Origin of the sequence: Nocardioides daejeonensis (assembly GCF_003194585.1) — a bacterium.
Classification (GTDB): domain Bacteria; phylum Actinomycetota; class Actinomycetes; order Propionibacteriales; family Nocardioidaceae; genus Nocardioides; species Nocardioides daejeonensis.
Map to the genome: position 1 here is coordinate 760653 of NZ_QHKZ01000001.1, position 21845 is coordinate 782497.

Annotated in this window: 18 protein-coding genes, 1 tRNA gene, 1 pseudogene and 1 riboswitch; of the genes and pseudogenes, 7 read left to right on the forward strand and 13 right to left on the reverse strand. The window is 69.2% G+C overall.

Annotated features, from left to right (window positions below; translation table 11 throughout):
* Positions 1-10: 10 nt before the first annotated feature.
* The 3 genes from arc to DNK54_RS03650 all read right to left on the reverse strand — a co-directional run bounded on the left by arc (position 11) and on the right by DNK54_RS03650 (position 4162).
* Entirely contained in the window at positions 11-1753 is a 1743-nt protein-coding gene (gene arc, locus DNK54_RS03640) for a proteasome ATPase (RefSeq protein ID WP_110205550.1), read from the reverse strand.
* 258 nt (positions 1754-2011) lie between these two features.
* Positions 2012-2974, reverse strand: coding sequence for a tRNA (adenine-N1)-methyltransferase (locus tag DNK54_RS03645; RefSeq protein ID WP_110205551.1), 963 nt, complete (start codon positions 2972-2974; stop codon positions 2012-2014).
* Between the two features lie 42 nt (positions 2975-3016).
* Positions 3017-4162, reverse strand: coding sequence for a site-2 protease family protein (locus tag DNK54_RS03650; protein WP_110205552.1), 1146 nt, complete (start codon positions 4160-4162; stop codon positions 3017-3019).
* A gap of 61 nt (positions 4163-4223) precedes the next feature.
* On the opposite strand from DNK54_RS03650, the gene DNK54_RS03655 reads away from it, so the two are divergent.
* Positions 4224-5120 carry a RecB family exonuclease gene (locus tag DNK54_RS03655; protein WP_110205553.1) on the forward strand — a complete coding sequence of 299 codons (897 nt, stop codon included), beginning with the start codon at positions 4224-4226 and terminating at the stop codon, positions 5118-5120.
* Here the strand turns inward: DNK54_RS03655 and DNK54_RS03660 are convergent.
* Together DNK54_RS03660 and metH are read right to left on the reverse strand one after the other, a co-directional pair.
* A complete protein-coding gene (locus DNK54_RS03660) occupies positions 5102-5794 on the reverse strand; it encodes an HAD family hydrolase (protein ID WP_239459889.1) in 693 nt (230 codons plus the stop codon). The two genes, DNK54_RS03655 and DNK54_RS03660, sit on opposite strands and share 19 nt — an antisense overlap.
* The gene (metH, locus tag DNK54_RS03665; protein WP_110205554.1) at positions 5795-9520 is read right to left on the reverse strand and encodes a methionine synthase; all 3726 of its coding nucleotides are present in this window, start codon (positions 9518-9520) and stop codon (positions 5795-5797) included. It abuts the gene before it with no gap.
* Between the two features lie 14 nt (positions 9521-9534).
* Positions 9535-9605: riboswitch (S-adenosyl-L-homocysteine riboswitch) on the reverse strand.
* A 130-nt stretch (positions 9606-9735) separates the two neighbouring features.
* Between metH and DNK54_RS03670 the strand changes: the two genes are divergently transcribed.
* Positions 9736-10584, forward strand: a complete 849-nt coding sequence (locus tag DNK54_RS03670; protein ID WP_110205555.1) for a PAC2 family protein — start codon at positions 9736-9738, stop codon at positions 10582-10584.
* A 30-nt stretch (positions 10585-10614) separates the two neighbouring features.
* Here the strand turns inward: DNK54_RS03670 and mshC are convergent, their stop codons facing one another.
* The 4 genes from mshC to DNK54_RS03690 are packed head-to-tail and all read right to left on the reverse strand — an operon-like array spanning position 10615 to position 13931.
* On the reverse strand, positions 10615-11841 hold the full coding sequence (gene mshC / locus DNK54_RS03675) for a cysteine--1-D-myo-inosityl 2-amino-2-deoxy-alpha-D-glucopyranoside ligase (RefSeq protein ID WP_110205556.1): 1227 nt from the start codon (positions 11839-11841) through the stop codon (positions 10615-10617).
* Positions 11842-11901: 60 nt separating this feature from the next.
* Entirely contained in the window at positions 11902-12672 is a 771-nt protein-coding gene (locus DNK54_RS03680) for an SCO1664 family protein (RefSeq protein WP_239459890.1), read from the reverse strand.
* A complete protein-coding gene (locus DNK54_RS03685; RefSeq protein WP_110205557.1) occupies positions 12669-13226 on the reverse strand; it encodes a DUF3090 domain-containing protein in 558 nt (185 codons plus the stop codon). The genes DNK54_RS03680 and DNK54_RS03685 overlap by 4 nt, the downstream gene beginning before the upstream one ends.
* Positions 13227-13235: 9 nt before the next feature.
* The gene (locus DNK54_RS03690; RefSeq protein WP_110205558.1) at positions 13236-13931 is read right to left on the reverse strand and encodes an MSMEG_4193 family putative phosphomutase; all 696 of its coding nucleotides are present in this window, start codon (positions 13929-13931) and stop codon (positions 13236-13238) included.
* Positions 13932-14000: 69 nt separating this feature from the next.
* On the opposite strand from DNK54_RS03690, the pseudogene DNK54_RS03695 reads away from it, so the two are divergent.
* Positions 14001-14942: pseudogene (locus DNK54_RS03695) on the forward strand (magnesium and cobalt transport protein CorA).
* Positions 14943-14954: 12 nt separating this feature from the next.
* Here DNK54_RS03695 and DNK54_RS03700 read toward each other — a convergent pair.
* Positions 14955-15779 (reverse strand): undecaprenyl-diphosphate phosphatase, encoded by an 825-nt coding sequence (locus DNK54_RS03700; protein WP_110205559.1) that lies wholly within the window; start codon positions 15777-15779, stop codon positions 14955-14957.
* A 95-nt stretch (positions 15780-15874) separates the two neighbouring features.
* Between DNK54_RS03700 and DNK54_RS03705 the strand changes: the two genes are divergently transcribed.
* The gene (locus tag DNK54_RS03705) at positions 15875-16825 is read left to right on the forward strand and encodes an aldo/keto reductase (RefSeq protein WP_110205560.1); all 951 of its coding nucleotides are present in this window, start codon (positions 15875-15877) and stop codon (positions 16823-16825) included.
* A gap of 4 nt (positions 16826-16829) precedes the next feature.
* The gene (locus DNK54_RS03710) at positions 16830-17063 is read left to right on the forward strand and encodes a DUF5703 family protein (protein ID WP_110205561.1); all 234 of its coding nucleotides are present in this window, start codon (positions 16830-16832) and stop codon (positions 17061-17063) included.
* A 121-nt stretch (positions 17064-17184) separates the two neighbouring features.
* Here DNK54_RS03710 and DNK54_RS03715 read toward each other — a convergent pair whose 3' ends face one another.
* Positions 17185-18498 (reverse strand): M20/M25/M40 family metallo-hydrolase, encoded by a 1314-nt coding sequence (locus DNK54_RS03715; RefSeq protein ID WP_110205562.1) that lies wholly within the window; start codon positions 18496-18498, stop codon positions 17185-17187.
* 69 nt (positions 18499-18567) lie between these two features.
* Between DNK54_RS03715 and DNK54_RS03720 the strand changes: the two genes are divergently transcribed.
* Both DNK54_RS03720 and DNK54_RS03725 read left to right on the forward strand, forming a co-directional pair.
* Positions 18568-18656: transfer RNA gene (locus DNK54_RS03720), tRNA-Leu, on the forward strand.
* A gap of 269 nt (positions 18657-18925) precedes the next feature.
* Positions 18926-19570, forward strand: coding sequence for a hypothetical protein (locus DNK54_RS03725; protein WP_110205563.1), 645 nt, complete (start codon positions 18926-18928; stop codon positions 19568-19570).
* Between the two features lie 76 nt (positions 19571-19646).
* Here DNK54_RS03725 and DNK54_RS03730 read toward each other — a convergent pair whose 3' ends face one another.
* On the reverse strand, positions 19647-20306 hold the full coding sequence (locus DNK54_RS03730; RefSeq protein ID WP_110205564.1) for an SDR family oxidoreductase: 660 nt from the start codon (positions 20304-20306) through the stop codon (positions 19647-19649).
* A 26-nt stretch (positions 20307-20332) separates the two neighbouring features.
* Positions 20333-21838: an ATP-dependent DNA ligase gene (locus tag DNK54_RS03735; RefSeq protein WP_110205565.1), complete on the reverse strand. Its 1506-nt coding sequence runs from the start codon at positions 21836-21838 to the stop codon at positions 20333-20335.
* Positions 21839-21845 lie beyond the last annotated feature (7 nt).

The window sequence follows — 21845 nt, forward strand, 5'->3', positions numbered from 1 at the left end:
CGCTGCCTTCTCAGAGGTACTGCCCGGTGTTGGGCACGGTGTCGATCGAGCGCCCCGGCTCGGTGCCCTGCTTGCCGGTGACGAGCGTGCGGATGAAGACGATCCGCTCGCCCTTCTTGCCCGAGATCCGCGCCCAGTCGTCGGGGTTGGTGGTGTTGGGCAGGTCCTCGTTCTCCTTGAATTCGTCGACGCACGCCTGCAACAGGTGCTGCACGCGCAGCCCGAGCTGGTCGTGGTCGAGGTAGTCCTTGATCGCCATCTTCTTGGCCCGGTCGACGATGTTCTGGATCATCGCTCCCGAGTTGAAGTCCTTGAAGTAGAGGACCTCCTTGTCACCGTTGGCGTAGGTGACCTCCAGGAAGCGGTTCTCGTCGGTCTCGGAGTACATCCGCTCCACCGCGGCCCGGATCATGCCGTCGGCGCAGGCCTTGCGGTCGTTGCCGAACTCCGCCAGGTCGTCGGCGTGGAGGGGAAGGTCGGGGGTCAGGTACTTGCTGAAGATGTCACGCGCCGACTCCGCATCCGGGCGCTCGATCTTGATCTTCACGTCCAGCCGTCCCGGACGCAGGATCGCGGGGTCGATCATGTCCTCGCGGTTGGAGGCACCGATGACCAGCACGTTCTCCAGCAGCTCCACGCCGTCGATCTCGCTGAGCAGCTGCGGCACGATCGTGTTCTCCACGTCGGAGGAGACCCCCGAGCCGCGAGTGCGGAACAACGAGTCCATCTCGTCGAAGAAGACGATGACCGGGGTGCCTTCGCTGGCCTTCTCCCGGGCCCGCTGGAAGACGAGCCGGATGTGCCGCTCGGTCTCGCCGACGTACTTGTTGAGCAGCTCGGGGCCCTTGATGTTGAGGAAGTAGGACTTGCCCTCGTGCCCGGTCTTGGCGGCGACCTTCTTCGCCAGCGAGTTGGCAACCGCCTTCGCGATCAGCGTCTTGCCGCAGCCCGGAGGCCCGTAGAGCAGCACGCCCTTCGGCGGCTTGAGCTGGTGCTGCTTGAAGAGGTCGGGATGCAGGTAGGGCAGCTCGACGGCGTCGCGGATCTGGTCGATCTGGGCGATGAGGCCGCCGATGCTCTCGTAGTCGATGTCGGGCACCTCTTCGAGGACGAGCTCCTCGACCTCGGACTTCGGCACCTTCTCGTAGACATGGCCGGTGCGACTGTCGAGCAGCAGCGAGTCGCCGACCCGCAGCTTCTCGTTGCGCAGCGGCTCCGCCAGCGTCACGACGCGCTCCTCGTCGGCGCCCCCGGCGATCACGAGCACTCGCTCCCGGTCCTCAAGGATCTCCTTGAGCATCACGACCTCGCCGACCTTCTCGAAGGCGAGTGCGGCGACCACGTTCATCGCCTCGTTGAGGAGGACCTCCTGCCCGCGCACCAGAGTGTCGCGGTCGACCTCCGGGCTCACGGTCACCCGCAGCTTGCGGCCACTGGCGATGACGTCGATCGAGTCGTCGTCATTGCGGTTCAAGAAGGTGCCGAACCCGGCCGGCGGCTGAGCCAACCGGTCGATCTCCTCCTTGAGGCTCACCAACTGGTCGCGCGCCTCCCGCAGTGTCTGCGCGAGCCGCTCGTTCTGCGCCGTGACCCCGGCAAGATTGCGCTGGGTCTCCGCCAGTCGCTGCTCCAGGAGGGTCCCGCGCGCTGGTGACTCAGAGAGCCGTTGGCGCAGGTCCGCCACCTCCGCTTCGAGGAACCTGACCTGCTGGACGAGCTCCTCGGGGCTCCGCTGGCTTTCCGATGCCGACATGTGCGCCACCTCCTCGTACTCGCGACCTTACCCACGCGCTCCACGAATGGAAGCACTTCGCGCTATTCGCCCCCGCGAGTCGCCCGGCTTCTGCCAGTTTCCCCGCCCGGGCGGGGAAACTGGTACCTGTCGGCCGTAGCTACGCACACCAAGCGATCAATTTCGCGACACGGTGTGACGGGTGGGACTGGCAGAGCTCGCGCCGTACGCCGTGGGGAGATGCCGTCCGCCGGCGACGTGGTGGTTGCGACGGTGGCGCTAGTCGTCGAACAGCTCCTCGGCGACGGCTGCCGGGAGGTCCGCGGGACGCGGGCCGGTGTAGTCCTTGCCGTAGGCACCCGGAGCGGGACGTCGCTTCTTGCGCGGAGCGGCCTCCCCCGGAGCCATCCGCCGTGAGGTGACGAGGAAGGCGGTGTGACCGATCATCTTGTGGCCGGGGCGGACCGCCAGGCCCTCGACGTGCCAGTCGCGGACCAGCGACTCCCAGGGCTGCGGCTCGGTGAAGCCGCCGTGGGCGCGGACAGTCTCGACATAGCGCGAGAGCTGGGTCGTCGTCGCGACGTAGGCCACCACGATGCCGCCGGGAAGCAGGGCGTCGGCAACGGCGTCGACGCACTCCCACGGTGCGAGCATGTCGAGGATGACGCGATCCACGCGCTCGCCCGACGCCGGCAGAGCCTCCTGGAGGTCGCCGAGCGCCAGCCGCCAGGCGGGGTGCTCGCCGCCGAAGAACTGCGTGACGTTGCGCCGTGCGACGTCGGCGAACTCCTCGCGCCGTTCCCAGGACATCACGGTGCCGTGCGGGCCGACCGCACGCAGCAGCGAGCAGGTGAGGGCGCCGGAGCCGACGCCCGCCTCGACGACGCGCGCGCCGGGGAAGATGTCGGCCATGGCCACGATCTGGGCTGCGTCCTTGGGATAGACGACCGCGGCACCGCGCGGCATCGAGACCACGAACTCCGAGAGCAGCGGGCGGAACACCAGGTACTCCCCACCGGCCGAGGAGGCGATGGTGAAGCCCTCCTCGCGTCCGATCAGCTCGTCGTGCTCGATGTGGCCACGGTTGCTGAAGAACCGCTTGCCAGCGACGAGCTCGAAGTTGTGACGACGGCCCTTCTGGTCGGTGAGCCGGATCCACTCACCCTCGCGCAGCGGCCCGCGGTGGACCCCGGACCAGGCCTCCTCAGGTACGTCGGGCACGGGGTTCACGGGGTCGCTCATGGTTCTCTTTCGCTCGGTCGGGCGGGCTGGGGTGGACGCGGCTCAGGCGCTGAACGCGGCGTCGACGTCGGAGGTCGCGAGTACGCCGTAGATCCGGCCGTCCGGCTCCAACAGGAGATACTCGTGGGCGGGATGGCGGGTGATGGCCTTGATGAGCTCCTCCCCCGCGATCTCAACAGGAAGGGAGAGGCCGTCCTCCAGGGTCCGGGTCACGTCCGAGACCGGAAGCCACGGCCGGCGCTCGTCGGGTACGGCGACGAGTGCCGCCTCGTTGACGATGCCGATCGGACGCCCCTCGGCGTCGGTGGTGACGATCCCGCCGGCATCCGCCTCCTGCGCCCGACGCACCGCTTCAGCCACCGGCAGGTCCATCCGGACCGTGAGGGTGCGCCGGGCGAGGTCCTTGGCGACGATCGAGACGAGGCGCCGGCGGATCCGGGCACCGCGCATCGCGGCGGTGGCACCGGTCCAGAGGAAGAGGGCGATGACGACAGCGAGCATGGTGTCGAAGACGGTCGGCCGTACGCCGATCACCGGGTCCATCACCCAGGGCCAGCCGACGACGGCGAGAGCGGCGAGGCGGCCGCCCCAGCCCGCGGCGATGGTGCCTCGATGGGGGTTGCCGGTCAGTCCCCAGACGGCGGACTTCAGCACTCGGCCGCCGTCGAGCGGAAGGCCGGGGATGAGGTTGAGCACGCCGACGACCACGTTGGCCCAGATGAGGCCCTGCAGGGCCAGCGCGAGGAGCCCGTCAGGCGTGATCCACCAGAGGGGAAGAACCACCAGGCCGACCAGGAGCGAGGTGAGCGGTCCGACGACCGAGATCCAGAACTCCTCCCGCGCCGAGCGGGCCTCGCCCTCGATGGCGGTGGCGCCCCCCAGGAAGTGCAGGGTGATCGAGTCCACGACATGGCCATAGCGCTGCGCGGCGATCGCGTGCGAGGCCTCGTGCAAGAGGACCGAGAGGTAGAGCAGCACTGCGAACGCCACGCCGGCGAGGTACTTCCAAGCGCCGAGGCCGGGCTGCGTCTCCTCGACCACGGGCGCCAGCACGAACGCGATCAGTGCGGCGATCAGGAACCAGGAGGAGGTGACGAGCACGTCGACACCGGCGAACTGGCCGATCCGGAACGTCCCGGGTGGGCGCGGACGGCGCGGTCCGGTCTCGGTGGCGGGATCGGCTGGCACACCCGGAATCTACCGGATCCACCCCCTGGAACGGGCTCCGGCACTGGATAGGCTGGCACCGATGAGCAACTCGCCCGCCGATGCGCACTCCACCCCGGTCGACGGGGTCGAGGTGGTCGGTGCCCTCTCCCCCAGCCGCGCCGGCGACTTCATGACCTGTCCGCTGCTCTATCGCTATCGCACCATCGACCGTCTGCCGGAGGAGCCGTCGGCCGACGCCCTGCGCGGCACCCTGGTGCACAAGGTGCTGGAGGACATCTTCGACCTGCCTGCGGTCGAGCGCACCGTAACCGCCGCCCGGGAGATGCTGGCACCGCGCTGGGCGATGATGCGGGAGGCCGACGAAGAGCTCGCGGCACTGTTCGACGACGACGGCGAGGAGTTCGCGACCTGGTTGGCGAGCTGCCACGCCGTGCTGGAGCGCTACTTCGACCTGGAGGACCCGACGCGACTGGAGCCGGCCGAGCGTGAGCTGTATGTCGAGACCCTGCTCGACTCCAAACTGCTGCTGCGTGGCTTCATCGACCGCCTCGACATCGCCCCCAACGGCATGGTCCGGGTGGTGGACTACAAGAGCGGGAAGGCGCCGGGCGAGATGTTCGAGGCCAAGGCTCTCTTCCAGATGAAGTTCTACGCCCTGGTGCTGTGGCGGGCGCGTGGAGTCGTACCGGCGATGCTGCAGCTCATCTATCTCGGCAGCGGTGAGATCCTCCGATACGCGCCCGACGAGGCAGACCTGCGAGCCACCGAGCGCAAGGTCGAAGCCGTCTGGCGCGCCATCCGCCAGGCCCAGCTCTCCGGTGACTGGCGTCCCAGCCGCAGCAGGCTCTGCGCCTGGTGCAGCTACCAGGCGCACTGCCCCGAGTTCGGCGGCGAGATCCTCCCGCTCCCACCCGAGCTCACGCTCCAGTCGGCGGCCGCTGCGCCCGCCGGGACGGATCAGCCGACCCTGTCCTGAGTGGCCGAGGCAATCTGTGCCCACAGCTCGCGCAGCTCGGCAGGACCGAACTCCTCGAGGCTGTCCCGGAAGTTCCGTCCGGGGCCAGCAGGCACCTGCACATGGCAGGGAACGACCAGCAACGGGCAGCCTGCGGCGACCGCGCTGCGGGCGCCCGTGTTCGAGTCCTCGATCACCAGCACCTCCGACGGGTCGAGCCCGAGCTTGGCCACCGCGGTGAGGTAGGGCTCCGGATGCGGCTTGCCGTTCACGACCTGGTCGCCGGTGATGACCAGGTCGAAGGAGCCGGCCGGCAGCTCGGCGAGGATCGGCGTGACGAACCGCTGGTAGCTCATCGTCACCAGGGCATTGGCGACGCCGGCGACACGGAGCTCCGCCAGGAGGCGGCGCGCCCCGGGCCGCCACGGCACCCGCTCGCTGACCCGAGCCACCACACCGTCCAACAGGGCATCGACGATCTGCTCCGGCGTCCGATCGATCCCCATCCGCTCCCGGATGTAGCGTCCCGACTCGAGCAGGTCGTTGCCGACCAGCGCGAGGGCGTCCGCCTCCGACCACGTACCGCCCCAGCGCTCGGCCAGCTCGTACTCGGCCTCGATCCAGTAGGGCTCGGTGTCGACCAGGGTGCCGTCCATGTCCCAGAGGACGGCGCGAGGCAGCTCGCGTGCGACCACTCAGTCCTCCGGCTCGTAGGCGAGGTTGGAGGAGAGCCAGCGCTCGGCCTCGGCCTGGGTCCACCCCTTGCGACGTGCATAGTCGGCGACCTGGTCGCGCTGCATCCGGCCGACCACGAAGTACTGGGAGTCAGGGTGGGAGAAGTACCAGCCCGACACCGCGGCCCCCGGCCACATCGCCATCCCCTCGGTCAGCTCGATCCCGGTGTTCCGGGTGACGTCGAGCAGCTCCCACAGCGTCCGCTTCTCGGTGTGCTCGGGGCACGCCGGGTAGCCGGGTGCAGGGCGGATCCCCCGGTAGCGCTCCGCGATGAGGTCGTCGTTCGTCCACTGCTCCTCGGGCTCATAGCCCCAGAACTCCGTGCGCACCCGCTGATGAAGCCGCTCCGCGAACGCCTCCGCGAGTCGGTCGGCGACCGCCTCCAGCATGATCGCGGAGTAGTCGTCGAGCTCCTCCTTGAACTTCATGATCCTCTCGGTGGCGCCCAGCCCCGCGGTGACCGCGAAGGCACCGACGTGGTCCGCAAGCCCGGTCTCCTTCGGAGCCACGAAGTCGCCCAGCGACTTGTTGGGTACGCCGGCACGGTGCTCGCCCTGCTGGCGCAGGTTGCACAGCACCGCACGTACCTCGGTGCGGGAGTCATCGGCGTAGACCTCGATGTCGTCGCCGACCGCGTTCGCCGGGAAGAGGCCGAAGACCGCGTTGGCGGTCAGCCACTTCTCCGCGATCACACGGTCGAGCATCTCCTGAGCGTCCTTGAAGAGCTTGCGCGCCTCTTCGCCGGTCGTGGGGTTGTTGAGGATGTCGGGGAACTTGCCCTTCATCTCCCAGGCGTTGAAGAACGGCTGCCAGTCGATGAACTCCCGGAGCTCGCCGATGTCGTAGTCGGAGAGCAGGTGGACACCGGGCTGTGCCGGCAGCGGCGGGACATAGCCCTCCCACTCGATCGGGAAGCGATTGGCGCGTGCCTTCTCCAGGGTGATCATCGGGCGCTCGTGCTTCTGCGCGTGCCGCGCTCGCAGTGCGTCGTAGTCCTCCTTGAGGTCTGCCAACAGCGCTGGACGCTGCTCGGCGCTCAGCAGGGCTGCAGCGGTGGGCACCGACCGCGAGGCGTCCTTGACCCAGACGACCGGGCCGCCGTACTGCTTGTCGACCTTGACCGCGGTGTGGGCGCGCGAGGTGGTGGCACCGCCGATGAGCAGCGGGATGTCGAACTCCTGGCGCTGCATCTCGGCGGCGACGTTCACCATCTCGTCAAGGGACGGGGTGATCAGGCCGGAGAGGCCGATCATGTCGGCACCGACCTCGCGGGCCGTGTCCAGGATCTTCTGGGCAGGCACCATCACGCCGAGGTCGATGACCTCGTAGTTGTTGCACTGCAGCACGACGCCGACGATGTTCTTGCCGATGTCGTGGACGTCGCCCTTCACGGTCGCCATCACGATGGTGCCGTTCGTCCGGTCTTCGTCGCCGGGCTGCTTCTCCGCCTCGATGAAGGGAATCAGGTAGGCGACCGCCTTCTTCATGACGCGCGCGCTCTTGACCACCTGGGGCAGGAACATCTTGCCGGCGCCGAAGAGGTCTCCGACAACATTCATCCCCGCCATCAGCGGGCCCTCGATCACCTCGATGGGCCGACCACCCCGCTCGGAGATCAGCTGCCTCAGCTCCTCGGTGTCCGACTCGACATGCGCGTCGAGTCCCTTCACCAGGGCGTGTGTGATCCGCTCCTCCACCGGCAGGCCGCGCCACTCCTCGGTCTTCGCCTCGGCCTGCTCGCCACCGCCTCGGTGCGCCTCGGCGACCTCCAGCAGCCGCTCGCCAGCGTCCGGGCGCCGGTTGAGGACGACGTCCTCGATCCGCTCGCGAAGCTCGGCGTCGATCTCGTCATAGACGACCAGCGCACCCGCATTGACGATGCCCATCGTGAGGCCCGCCTTGATCGCGTGGAAGAGGAAGACGGCGTGGATCGCCTCACGCACCGGGTTGTTGCCGCGGAAGGAGAAGGAGACGTTCGAGATGCCACCCGAGATCTGAGCGCCCGGCAGGTTCTGCTTGATCCACCGCGCCGCCTCGATGAAGTCGACGCCATAGTTGGCGTGCTCCTCGATTCCGGTCGCGAGCGCGAAGCAGTTCGGGTCGAAGATGATGTCCTCGGCCGGGAAGCCGACCTCGTCGACCAGGATCCGGTAGGCACGCTGGCAGATCTCGATCCGGCGCTGGAGGTTGTCGGCCTGCCCCTCCTCGTCGAACGCCATCACGACGGCTGCGGCGCCGTACTTGCGACAGAGCTGAGCCTGCTCGACGAACTCCTCGACGCCCGCCTTCAACGAGATCGAGTTGACGATCGGCTTGCCCTGGATGCACTTCAGGCCGGCTTCGATGACCTGCCACTTCGAGGAGTCGACCATGATCGGCACCCGCGAGATGTCTGGCTCGCTGGCGACCAGCTTGAGGAAGCGGTCCATCGCCGCGACCCCGTCGATCATGCCTTCGTCCATGTTGACGTCGATGACCTGCGCGCCGTTCTCCACCTGCTGGGCGGCCACACTCAGCGCGGTCGCGTAGTCGCCGTCCTTGATCAGGTTGCGGAACCGGGCGGAGCCGGTGATGTTGGTCCGCTCGCCGACGTTGACGAAGAGCGAGTCGTCATCGATCGTGACCGGCTCGAGGCCGGAGAGACGCATCGCCGGTCGCACCGTCGGCACAGCGCGGCGCTCCTCCCCCGCAACCGCGGCGGCGATCGCGGCGATGTGGGCAGGCGTCGTGCCACAGCAACCGCCGACGATGTTGACCAGGCCGCTCCGGGCGAACTCGCCCACGACCTCCGCCGTCTCCGCGGCAGCCTCGTCGTACTCACCGAAGGCGTTCGGCAACCCGGCGTTCGGGTACGCCGACACATGGGTGTCCGCCAACCGCGACAGCTCCGCGAGGTAGGGCCGCATCTCCTTGGCGCCCAGCGCACAGTTGAGGCCCACGGCCAGCGGGCGTGCGTGCCGCACCGAATGCCAGAACGCCTCGGTGGTCTGGCCCGAGAGCGTGCGACCGGAGGCGTCGGTGATCGTGCCCGAGATCATCACCGGCCACCGACGGCCGTACTCCTCGAAGAGGGTCTCGACCGCGAAGATCGCCGCCTTGGCGTTGAGGGTGTCGAAGATCGTCTCGATCAGGAGGATGTCGGCGCCGCCGTCGAGGAGACCGCGGCCGGCATCGAGGTAGGCGGCGACCAGCTGGTCGTAGCTGACGTTGCGCGCGGCGGGATCGTTGACGTCCGGCGAGATCGAGGCCGTCCGGGTCGTCGGCCCGAACGCACCGGCGACGTACCGCGGCTTCTCGGGCGTCGCGACCTGGTCGCAGGCCCGGCGTGCGAGCTCGGCCGAGGCCCGGTTGAGCTCGTAGGCGAGCTCCTGCATGCCGTAGTCGGCCAGGGAGATCGCATTGGCATTGAAGGTATTGGTCTCGAGGATGTCCGCGCCTGCCTCCAGGTACTCGCGGTGGATCGACTCGATGATCTGCGGCTGGGTCAGCGTGAGCAGGTCGTTGTTGCCCTGGACATCCTGCGGCCAGTCCTTGAAGCGTTCGCCACGGTAGCCGGCCTCATCGGGCCGGTCGCGCTGGATCGCGGTCCCCATCGCGCCGTCGATGACGAGGATGCGCTCCCGCAACTGGGCGGTGAGCGCCTCGGTCGCGTCGGGACGCAGATTGGCTTCAGAGCTCACAGACATACAGCTACCTTCCCTGATGGAAGGCGTCCTTGTTGCTCGACCGAGCGTGGCGGACTCGTCGTCCGTTGCAACGCCTCTCGGTTGCGCTCCATCCTACGGTTCCCGACCGGTTCTCCTAGTGACGATCCGCAGGGTGACACGCCGGACGGTCGAGCGCCCGCGGTGCGGGCGTGGGGGCGCGGAGCGAGGCTGGTCCACCGTCTACTGTTGGAGGGGTGATCGAGATCGAGGACGTTCCCGAGCTGACCGCGCCGGTGGTCATCGCCTCCTTCGAGGGCTGGAACGACGCCGCGGACGCCGCCTCGGGGCTGGTCGACCACCTGATCTCCGTGTGGGACGCGCGTTTCGTCGGCGGCGTCGACCCCGACGACTACTACGACTTCCAGGTCAACCGCCCGATCGTCGCCACCGACGACGCCGGCCACAGCCAGATCACCTGGCCCGGGACCCGGATCGCCATCGCCTCGCCACCGGGCCTCGACCACGACGTCATCCTGGTGCGCGGTCTCGAGCCCAACCTGCGCTGGCGTCAGTTCTGCGCCGAGCTCCTCGCGATGTGCGACGACCTCGGCGCGCAGCTCGTCGTCACCCTGGGTGCGATGCTGGCCGATGCGCCTCACAGCCGCCCGTTGCCCGTCACCGGGATGGTCAGTGAGCCCGAGCTGCGCGATCGGATCGACCTGGAGGAGTCCGCCTACGAGGGGCCGACCGGAATCGTCGGCGTCCTCACGCACGCCTGCGGGCTGCTCGACATCCCCGTCGCCTCGCTGTGGGCGACGGTCCCCCACTACGTGGCGCAGCCACCGTGCCCGAAGGCGACGCTGGCGCTCGTCGGCCCGATGGAGGAGCTGCTCGACGTGAGCATCCCGCTCGGCGAGCTGCCGGACGAGGCCCGGGCCTGGGAGCGCGGCGTCGACGAGCTCGCCTCCGAGGAGGAGGAGATCGGCGCGTACGTGCGGGCCCTCGAGGAGGCTCGCGACACCAGCGACCTGCCCGAGGCCTCCGGGGAGGCGATCGCCCGGGAGTTCATGCGCTACCTGAAGCGGCGCGACGGCGACGGCTGACGGTTCGACCAGAAGCCCGCGGCGTACCCGTCAGAGCGCGAGGCCGAGAGCCGCGTCGAGGAGTCGTCGCACCGCACCGGGCGCACTCTCCTCCGCGAGGTCCCCCGCGAGGGTGGCCTCCACCCAGGCGTCGACCAGCTCCACCGCTCGAGGTGCATCGAGATCGTCGGCCAAGGCAGCGAGCACGCCCTCCACCACGGGCGCAGCGGGCGCGCCGCCCGCCCGGGCGAGGCCGAGGCGCCAGCGGTCGGCACGGTCGACGGCATCCCACAGACCTTGATCGGTCCACTCCCAGTCGTCGCGATAGTGGTGCTGGAGCAGCGCGAGCCGGATGCCCATCGGGTCCACGTCACTGAGTCGCAGGGCCGAGACGAACACCAGGTTTCCGAGGGACTTCGACATCTTCTCGCCGTCGTAGGCGACCATGCCGGCGTGGGCGTAGAGCTTCGCGAAGGTCTCACCGGGCCAGGCGACCTGTACCTCGCCTGCCGACATCTCGTGGTGCGGGAAGACCAGGTCGCTGCCACCCCCCTGGACGTCGAAGGCGAGTCCCAGGTGCTGCTGGGCGATGCCGGCGCACTCGATGTGCCATCCGGGACGCCCCGGGCCGAACGGGCTCGGCCAGCTCGGCTCGCCGGGGCGCTCGCCGCGCCAGACGACGCAGTCGAGCGGGTCCTCCTTGCCGGGCCGGTCGGGGTCGCCTCCCCGCGCACCGAAGAGCGCGGTCATCGTGGCCGTGTCCAGCCCGGAGACCGATCCGAACCGCTTGTCGCTGCGCACCCGGAAGTAGAGGTCGGTCTCGACGGTGTAGATCTGGCCCTGCTCCTGCAGCCGCTGGATCAGGTCGATCACCAGCGGGATCGACTCGACCGCACCGATGTAGTGCTGCGGAGGCAGCACCCGCAGGGCCTCCATGTCTTCGCGGAAGAGCTGGGTCTCCCGCTCTGCGAGCGCCTGCCAATCGATGTTGACCTTGTCGGCCCGCTCAAGCAGCGGGTCGTCCACGTCGGTCACGTTCTGCACGTAGACCACCTCGTGCCCGGCGTTGCGCCAGGCGCGGTTGAGCAGGTCGAACGCCAGATAGGTCGCTGCGTGTCCCATGTGCGTGGCGTCGTACGGAGTGATGCCGCAGACGTAGAGCCGCGCAGGCCCTTCGGGCTGCGTCGCCTGCTTCTCCCCCGTGGCCGTGTCGTGGAGCCGCACCTGGGGTCCGCGAACCGACAGTGACGGGACATCCGGGGCAGACCAGGTACGCATGTCGGGAAGCCTAGAGGATCTGTTGCAACCGCCCGTCGTCCGGCACCCTCACCGCCTGTGTCAGAAGGCGGGCCACGGGATCGCCGGCCACTCCCGGCTCGGGTACGGGAACGTGCCGTGAGCCGCGAGGCGGGCCGCGCGCTCCCGGAACGCCTCGACCTCGTCGAGCGTGAGGAGCTCCGTCAGGGCGTCATGGAGGCCCTCGTCGGACTGGACGGCGCGTACGCCGGCCAACTCGTCGCTGCCGAGCGGCTCACCCGCCCAGCCCCACAGGACCGTGCGCAGCTTGTGGTCGACATGGAAGCTCACCCCGTGATCGACGCCGTAGCGATGGCCGGAGGGCATCGCGAGGACGTGACCGCCCTTCCGGTCGCCGTTGTTGATCAGGACGTCGAAGACCGCCATCCGGCGCAGAGGGGCGGAGTCCTCATGGACGAGTGCGACCTCGCGATCCTCCTCATCCCAGGCGTCCAACACGTGAAGCTGCCCCGGCCGCGTCGCGCCCCGGGCGACGACGTCGACGGGTCGCTGCTCCTCGTCGGGCTCCTGCCAGCGCTGCACCATGCCGGAGCCGTGCGGGCCCTCGCGCAGGATCGTGGTGGGCACGACCGACCACCCGAGTGCCTCGGAGACCAGGTACGCCGCGCGCTCACGCTCGGCGAGGGTGCCGTTGGGGAAGTCCCACAGCGGCCGCTCGCCTCGGACCGGTTTGTAGACCACCCTGGTCGGTCCGACGGTGGCGAGGAAGGTCGCGTTCGAGGCGGGCATCACGCGCCCGTGGAGCTCCAACTCGCCGACGGAGATCTCCGTGGCATCGACCGGGAGGGTCACGGGTTCCTGCGCCGGAAGCCGTTGGCGCGCACGCACAGGTGGCCGTCGGGGTCGATCGGACCACCACAGAACGGACACGGAGGCCGCCCGGAGCTGACCACGGTCTCGGCCCGCTTCACGAATGCGCGAGCCATGCCGGCACTCATCCGCACCAGGAAGACCTCGGCAGGCTCCTGCTCCTCCAGACCCTCAAGCTCCGCCTCGTCGAACGGGAAGACCTCGATGACGATCCGCTCGTCCGCAGCGTCCCAGGAGAGGGTCATCGTGCCACCGCGGAACTCCGCGGCGATCGGCTGCTCCAGCGGGTCGCTGTCGAGCAGGTCCCGGGGTGCGAGCGCCGGGATGACGGTAGCCGTCTCGGCGGAGCCCATCAGGTCGTCGAGCAGGTCGTCGATCCGGGATGCGAGCACGGCGACCTGCTGCTTCTCCAGCGAGACGCTGGCCACGCGCCGCCCCTCTCGTGCCTGCAGGAAGAACTCCCGCTGCCCGGGCTGGCCTACGGTGCCGGCGACGAACCGGTCCGGCGGGTCGAAGGAGTGCACGATCGGGGCCATGTGGTCAGCCTATGCGGTGGGACCACTGCCGCCGCCGACCACGGCGTCGCCTGCCGGCGCCTCCGCCGTCTCGGGCCGGGGCGCGACCCAGTCCAGCGCCCCCTCGTGAGAGTTGACCGTGAGCACGGTCGGCCGGTGCTCGCCGTAGCGGACCACGCTGATCGACCCTGGATCGACGTGCACCCGTTGGAAGAGGTCCAGGTGGAGACCCAGTGCGTCGGCCACGATGCTCTTGATCAGGTCGCCATGGCTGAAGGCGACCCAGACGGCGTCTGCCTGCTGCTCGCCGACCTCGCGGTCGTGGCGGCGTACGGCGGCCGCCGCGCGAGCACTCATCTGCTGGAGCGACTCCCCCTCCGGGAAGTGGGCAGCGCTGGGGTTGCGCTGCACCACGCGCCACAGCGGCTCCTTCAGCAGCTCCTTGATCGCTCGGCCCGACCAGGCGCCGTAGTCACACTCGGCAAGACCCGCTTCCGGCTGCACCGGAAGGCCCGTCCTCGCCGCCAGCGGCTCCGCGGTCTCCAGACAGCGCTCGAGCGGACTGCTGACCATCCGGCTCACGGTGATCCCCGCCAGCCGGTCCGCGACCGTCTGCGCCTGCGCGCGCCCGACCTCGTCGAGGTGCACACCCGGGGTGCGGCCGGCCAGGAGCCCGGAGGTGTTCGCCGTGCTCCGGCCGTGCCGGACGAGGATCAACGTCGCCATGCGGAGGAGACTACGTCGTAGGCTCCTCGCGTGATCGTGGACAGCGCGCTCTATCGGGGCGGGGTGCGGGTGCCCCTGTCTCCGGACCTGACCGATCTGGCCGAGCTGCGCGAGCGGTGCGACACACCGGGGAGCTTCGTCTGGGTCGGGCTCTACGAGCCGACGAGCGAAGAGCTGGAGGCCTGCGCCGAGGTCTTCCACCTGCATCGCCTGGCGGTCGAAGACGCCGTCAACGCCCACCAGCGCCCCAAGCTCGAGCGGTACGGCGACTCCCTCTTCCTGGTGTTGAAGACGCTCTGGTACGTCGACGAGCAAGATGCTGTGGAGACCGGCGAGATCAACATCTTCGCTGGGCCGGACTTCGTGATCACCGTGCGGCACGGGCAGGGCGGTTCGCTCTCGCAGACACGGAGCCGACTCGAGCAGCATCCCGAGCTGCTGGTGCACGGGCCGACCGCGGTCGCCTAGGCCATCTGCGACCAGGCGGTCGATGCCTATCAGCGCGTCAGTGCTGCGCTGCAGGAGGACGTCGACGAGGTCGAGACCTCGGTCTTCTCCTCCGAGCGCACCGACGACTCACCTCGCATCTACGTGCTCAAGCGGGAGATCGCCGAGGTACGCCGCGCCGTCCTGCCACTGCGCGACCCTATGCAGCGCGCAGCCCTGGGTTCGGTGCCCGGGATGTCGCCCGACGCCGCCCCCTTCTTCCGCGATGTCGCCGACCACCTCCATCGGGTCGCCGAGACTGTGGACGAGCTCGACGGGCTGCTCTCCAGCGCCTTCAGCGCGCAGCAGACGCGCATCGCCGCCCAGCAGAACGACGACATGCGCAAGATCTCGGCCGGAGTCGCGCTGGTCGCCGTACCGACGCTGATCGCCGGCATCTACGGCATGAACTTCCGCGTGATGCCGGAGCTGCACTGGACCCTGGGCTATCCGATGGCGGTCGGCCTCATGATCCTCTCCTCGTGCGCGCTGTGGGCGTACTTCAAGCGCTCCGGCTGGCTCTAGCTCGACGGATGCTCAGGCGTTGAGCACGCCGTCGCCGAGGAGCGCGAAGACGGCGATGCCCAGCCCGATCCGGTAGAGCACGAACGGCGTGTACGACTTCGTCGTGACGTAGCGGAGTAGCCAGGCGATCGCGGCGTACCCGACGACGAACGAGACGACGGTGCCGACGAGCGTCGGCCCCCAGCCGAAGTCGTTGTGACCGTGCGGGATCTCCTTGAGCTCGAAGAGCCCCGCGCCCACCACCGCCGGGATGGCGAGCAGGAAGGCGAAGCGAGTCGCTGCCTCCCGGTCGAAGCCGAGGAAGCGGCCCATGGAGATGGTCGCGCCGGAGCGGGAGACGCCCGGGATGAGTGCGGCAGCCTGGGCGAGGCCGAGAAGAACCGCCTCGCGGATGCCGACATCCTTCATGGTCCGCGAGCTGGCTCCCACGCGATCGGCGATCCCAAGGACGACGCCGAGGACGACGAGCGTCGTGGCGATCACCCAGAGGTTGCGGAAGTCCTTCTCGATCACGTCCTTGAGCAGGACGCCGAGGACGACGATCGGCAGTGACCCGATGATGACGTACCAACCCATCCGGGCATCGGCGTCACCGCGATACTCCGGCTTCGCCAGTGAGCGCAGCCAAGCGGTGGCGATCCGCCAGATGTCCTTGCGGAAGTAGAGGAGCACGGCGAGCTCGGTGCCGATCTGGACCACGGCGGTGAACGCCGCTCCCGGGTCTCCCCAGCCGAAGAGCTCGGGGAAGATCCGCAGGTGGGCGCTGCTGGAGATGGGCAGGAACTCGGTCACGCCCTGGAGCACGCCCAGGACGACCGCCTTCAGGAGGTCCGTCACGAACGAGAAGGCTACCCAGGGCGGGGCGGGCGGGGCCGCAACGGCCCGGCGAGCCGTCGCGCCGGCCGCAGGGACCGTGGCCTAACGTTCTCACCATGCAGCAACGCGCGCTGGGCGCCAGCGGACTGACCGTCTCCCGGCTGGGACTCGGCACCCTGACCTGGGGCCGTGACACCGACGAGCACGAGGCCCGAGACCAGCTCATCGCCTTCGTCGAGGCGGGCGGCACCCTGCTCGACACGGCCGCCGGTTACGGCGACGGCGCCTCCGAGACGTTGATCGGCTCGCTGGTGGGCGACGTCGTGCAGCGAGACGACGTCGTCCTCGCCACGAAGGCCGGCATCTCCCGCCGGCGCGGGGTCCGCGAGTCCAACACGTCGCGCGGCTTCCTGCTTCGCTCCCTCGACCAGTCGCTGCGCCGGCTCGGCGTCGACCACATCGACCTGTGGCAGGTGCATACGTGGGTCGATCACGTACCGCTCGAGGAGACGCTGAGCGCGGTCGACATCGCCGTCAGCAGTGGCCGTGTCGCTCACGTCGGGGTCTCCAACTACAACGGCTGGCAGACCGCGCAGGCGGCCACCTGGCAGCGTGCGGTGCCGGGCCGTACGACGCTCGTCTCCACCCAGGTCGAGTACTCGTTGCTCTCCCGGCACGTGGAGCACGAAGTGCTTCCCGCGGCGGAGGCGATGGGGATGGGAGTGCTGCCCTGGTCGCCGTTGGGACGCGGGGTGCTGACCGGCAAGTACCGCTCCGGGACGCCGGCCGACTCGAGGGCGGCCTCTCCGCACTTCGCCGGCTTCGTCGGGAGCTACCTGAATCCGCGCAGCCAGCGGATCGTCGAGGCGACCGTCGCGGCGGCCGACGGCCTCGGCTGGACGCCGATCGAGGTCGCGCTGACCTGGATCCGCGACCGGCCCGGCGTCACGGCGCCTGTCGTCGGCGCCCGCACCGCAGCCCAGCTCAAGGCATCCCTCGCGACAGAGGAGCTCACCCTGCCACGCGAGATCGTGGACGCCCTCGACGACGTCTCCGGAGCGGACTGAGCAGATGGCACGGGTCCGGCCGGCACACCGCCCTGGTGTCGAGTGGGAGTTCCAGAACTTGACGCTGCCGCGCGACTTCAGTCGCAACGCGGTCACCCGCATCCTCGTCGAGCATGCCGAGCAAGGAGGCTGGGAGCTCGCCCGGGTCCGGATCGGTCATGACGGCGTACGCCGCGTGGTCCTGCGCCGCAAGATCATCCGGCAGGTGCGACCCACCTACATCACGATGCCCTTCTAGGGATGTGATGATCAATATCGGTGGCGCGCAGCAGGCGAGGTTGATCAGCGCTTCCCTAGGGTTGCGCAGGTCGAGCCACCGCCAGGCGTGACGACCAGCCTGGCGGGAGCACGATCCCCGCTCAGGCCAGGTCGAGGAAGGTGTCGAAGACCCGCGCCCCGAACTCGAGTGCGTCGACAGGCACCCGCTCGTCGACGCCGTGGAAGAGCGCGGTGAAGTCCAGCTCCTCAGGGAGCCTCAGCGGTGCGAACCCGTAGCTCTCCATGCCGAGCTTGCGGAAGTGCTTGGCGTCGGTGCCGCCGCTCATCAAGTAGGGCGCCACGCGTGCCTGCGGGTCGTGGGCGAGCAGGGAGCGGGTCATGGCGTCGACCGTGTCGCCCTCGAACGGAGAGCTCCAGGGTTGCTGGTGCGAGACCGGCTCGATCTGGATCTCAGGTCCGCACAGCTGGGCCAGGGTGTCGAAGAACTCGTCCTCGTAGCCGGGGAGGAAGCGCCCGTCGACGTGCGCGATCGCTTCTGTGGGGATGACGTTGACCTTGTAGCCGGCCTCGAGCATGGTCGGGTTGACGGTGTTGCGCAACACGGCCCCGAGCATTCGTGCCGCGTCTCCGAACTCCTCGACCAGCGTCTCGGCGTTCTCCGGAGTCGCCGTCGTCCCAGCAAGCTCGGCCACCGACGCCAGAAGCACCTGCATCGTGGGGGTGAGCCGCACCGGCCAGTCGTGGGTGCCGATCCGTGCCACCGCGCCCGCCAGCGCCGTCACCGCGTTCTCGTGGTTGATCATCGAGCCGTGGCCCGCCCGGCCGCTGGCCCTCAGCCGGAGCCATGCCATGCCCTTCTCAGCGGCCTCGATCAGGTAGAGGCGCTGGCCGCGGACCGTCGTGCTGAAGCCGCCGACCTCGCCGATCGCGACGCCGCAGTCCGCGATCAGGTCGGGGTGCCGCTCGATCAGGTACTCCGCTCCCTTGCGGCCGCCGGCCTCCTCGTCGGCCGTGAAGCAGAGCACCATCGGCCGATTCGGGAGGGCACCTGCCTTGGCACGCGCGCGGACGACGGAGAGGACCATCGCGTCGAAGTCCTTCATGTCGACGGTGCCCCGGCCCCACAGGTGGCCGTCCACGATCTCGCCGGCGAACGGATCCACTTGCCAGTCGCCGGCCGCGGCCGGCACGACGTCGAGGTGACCGTGGATCAGCAGCGGCTCACCCGGACCGTCACCCCACCTGGCGACCAGTGAGGTACGTCGCGGCTCGGACTCGATCAGCGTGCTCTCGATCCCCACTTCATCGAGCCAGCCCGCGACGCGCTCGGCCGCGATCCGCTCGCCAGGTCCCTCCTCGTCGCCGTAGTTGGAGGTGTCGATCCGGATCAACTCCCGGCACAGCTCCACGACCTCTGCCTCCGGCTGATAGGCCGGCTCACCCGATGTCGCCATGTCTCCATCCTGTCACCGAGCCCCGATGTGCGTATCGGGGCTCGATGTTGTTATGGTTTCCCAGCACTCGTCCGGGTGGCGGAATAGGCAGACGCGCTAGCTTGAGGTGCTAGTGCCCTTTATCGGGCGTGGGGGTTCAAGTCCCCCCTCGGACACCAAGACAGACAGCCCCATGGAGATCGTCGGTAGACGATGACCATGGGGCTTCTTCGTTCCCGGATCACCCTCCCGGCACCCTTCCCACACCTGTTGCATACAAGCAAATCTGTCCAGACCAGGCGTGTGATCCAGTTCACATCGTCAGCGTGGATCAGGACCTAGGTCCCGCAAATGTCTGTACGTTCGGTCAGGCATCGGCCCTTGGGAGGAGCCGTTGCCAGCGGGTGTCAGGGAGGCGCCCGCCTTTTCTTCATCTGGGAGGAATCTCATGCTGTTCTCGCGTGCCCGCAAGGCAGTGGCCGGGGCGGTCGTCTCTTCGGCCCTCGTCCTCGGCGCCACCAGCGCAGTCCAGGCGGCTCCGGTCGCCGCAGAGGAGCAGACGGTCCAGGTCGCGGCCCGCAAGGCGCCCGGCAAGCTGCACCAGGTCAAGCGCTCCACCACCAGGCTCGCCGTCAAGAAGCACAAGGCCTACCGCAAGGTGCGGACGCACCTCACCAAGAACGCCGCGCGCATCCCGGCACCGATCCTGGCCACGGCGTCCAAGCAGATCCGGACCGGCGAGAAGCGCCTCGACAAGCTCACGATCAAGGCAAGCAAGGCCAAGACCGTCAAGCGCGCCAAGGTCGTGCGGGGCAAGATCCGGGCTCAGCGTCCTGGCGATGTGAAGAAGCTCGTGGTGATCGCCCAGCGTGCCACGGAGGCAGCCGCCCAGGGCGACGCCGGTCTGCTCGAGGGCCTGCTCGACGACCTGCTCGGCCTCAAGGTCGGCGACGGCCTGCTGGGTCCGGTCATCGACCTCGTCGACGGCCTGCTCGGCTCGCTCGGCGGTAACGGCGGCTCGACCGGCGGACTCCTCGACGGCCTGCTCGACCTGCTCAACAACCTCCTCGGAGGCCTGCTCGGCAAGCGCTGAGCGGAAGAGATCGCCTCAACGGCGCCGGCCACCCCCAGCGGTCCGGCGCCGTTGTCGTCCGCCGACGCAGCGCGCGTCAGCCGTTCAGGGGCACGTAGGAGCTCCACTCCTCGTCTGGGCGGTCCGAGGCCGCCCACAGCGCGTCGGCAACCGCGACAGGCGCAAACGGGCCCTCCTTCGCCAAGGCGCCGTTCACCTGCATGGTGACGGCCCGGATGCCCTCCGGCTCCAACGTCTTGTCGAGCGCCGTCGCGAGCGTCCGCACTGCCGCTTTTTGGATACCGAGGCTGGGAGCGGCGACGGCCGGCGCATCAGCGGCCATGCTGCCGGTCACCAGGATCCGGCTACCCCGCCGCAGGAAGGGATGAGCAGCCTGGACAGCGGGCAGCAGTGCGCCTGCTCCGAAGGTCACGTCCTCGAGGAGCTCGGGCACCGTCAGCTCAAGGACCCCGCGGTCGCGCCACACGCTCGGATTGAAGTGCAGCACGTCGATGCGACCGAACCTCTCCCCGACCGCGGCGACCGAGTGACGCACGTCGTCGGCATCGAGCAGGTCGATCGGGGCGGCGTACGCCTCGACACCCTCGCCGGCAAGCGCCTCGCACAGCTCGTCCATCGACTCCTGGCTACGACCGAGCAACGCGGGCCGAAACCCCTCGCTCGCGAAGCGGCGGGCGACGGCCAGGCCAGATCCGGGACCGGCGCCGATGACGATGAGAACCTTCTTCTCCTCCATGCAGCCGACAATAGAGGCACGCGCGATCAGCTGGATCCGAGGTGCCGGAGCGCCGCGATCGTGTCGGCCTCGTCCGGTCTCTTGTCGTCTCGGTAGCGGATCACGCGAGCGAAGCGCAGGGCGAGTCCACCCGGATAGCGGGTCGAGCGTTGGACCCCGTCGATCGCGATCTCGACCACCTGCTCCGGGCGCACCCACACCACATGCCCCTCACGATGAGTCTCCAGCGCGAGGAACCGCTCGGTCTGCCAGGCCAGCATCTCGTCGGTCATTCCCTTGAACGTCTTGCCGACCATCACCAGGTCTCCGCCCTCGCCCCGGGCGGCCAGGTGGATGTTGGAGAGCAGGCCTCGACGTCGCCCACTCCCCCATTCGACGGCTACGACCACGAGATCGAAGGTGTGCCGGGGTTTCACCTTCACCCAGGCTGCGCCTCGCCGGCCGGCGGCGTACGGCGCGGCAGGGTCCTTGACGACGACCCCCTCCAGGCCCGCGCCCACGACCTCGTCGAAGAAGCGCTGGGCCTCGGACGCGTCGTCGGTGGTGAGGCTCCGGACCCGCTCCTCCGCCGGCAACAGCCCCTCCAACGCGGCTCGGCGTCGTGCGAGCGGCTCGTCGAGAAGAACCTCGCCATCGTGGGCCAGGAGGTCGAACGCGAAGAGTCGCAGTCGGGCCTGATCCGTGGCCGACGCGGTCCGCGCCGACGTCTCCTGGAACGGACGAGGTCGGCCGTCCTCGGCGATCAGGAGCACCTCGGCGTCGAGCACGAACTCACGGCCCGGCAGGCGCAGGACCCTCTCGGCGACCTCCGGAAGGCGCGCGGTGATGTCGTCGAGGCTGCGAGTGAGGATCCGCACCTCCGTGTCCCGGCGATGCACCTGGGCTCGGATCCCGTCCAGCTTCGCATCGACCAGCACCGGCTCTGTGCCGAACGTGGCCAGCGCGGCAGCCACGTCGGGCGCGGAGCTCGCCAGCATCGGCCGTACGCCGCGGAGCACCTCCAGATCGAACGCCTCCAAGGCCGCCGCCCCACCGTGCACGGCAGCGACCGCGACTTCGGGAGTGCTCCCGCCCAGCATGGCGGCCCTGCGCACCAGTCTCGGGTCGATCCGGTGGGCCTCGGCGATCGCGTCGAGGACCGCAGCGTCCGAGGCACCCTGCCTCAGCTCGCCCAGGATCAGGTCGCGCAGGAACTGCTGCTCGTCGCCGGTCGCCCTGGAGAAGAGGGCGCGCAGCTGCTCGCGCCGACGGGTGGCACTGCCGGCGCCCGAGAGCTCCGAGATCTCCTCCAGCGCCTGGTCGGTCTCGACGACCGTCAAGCTCGGCGTCACCGCGGCTTGCGGCAGCTCCTTCAGGCTCGACCAGCCGACACCGGTACGACGCTGCGGCAGCTCACCCGCAAGGTAGGCAGCGACCAACCCGGTCTCCTCCCCGGCTGCGCGCAGGACGTCAGCGAGGATCTCCCGCTTCGCGACACGCGATCGAGTCGCGCGCAACGCCTTGCGAGCCTCCACCACCATCTCGAGCCGCATGGGTGCC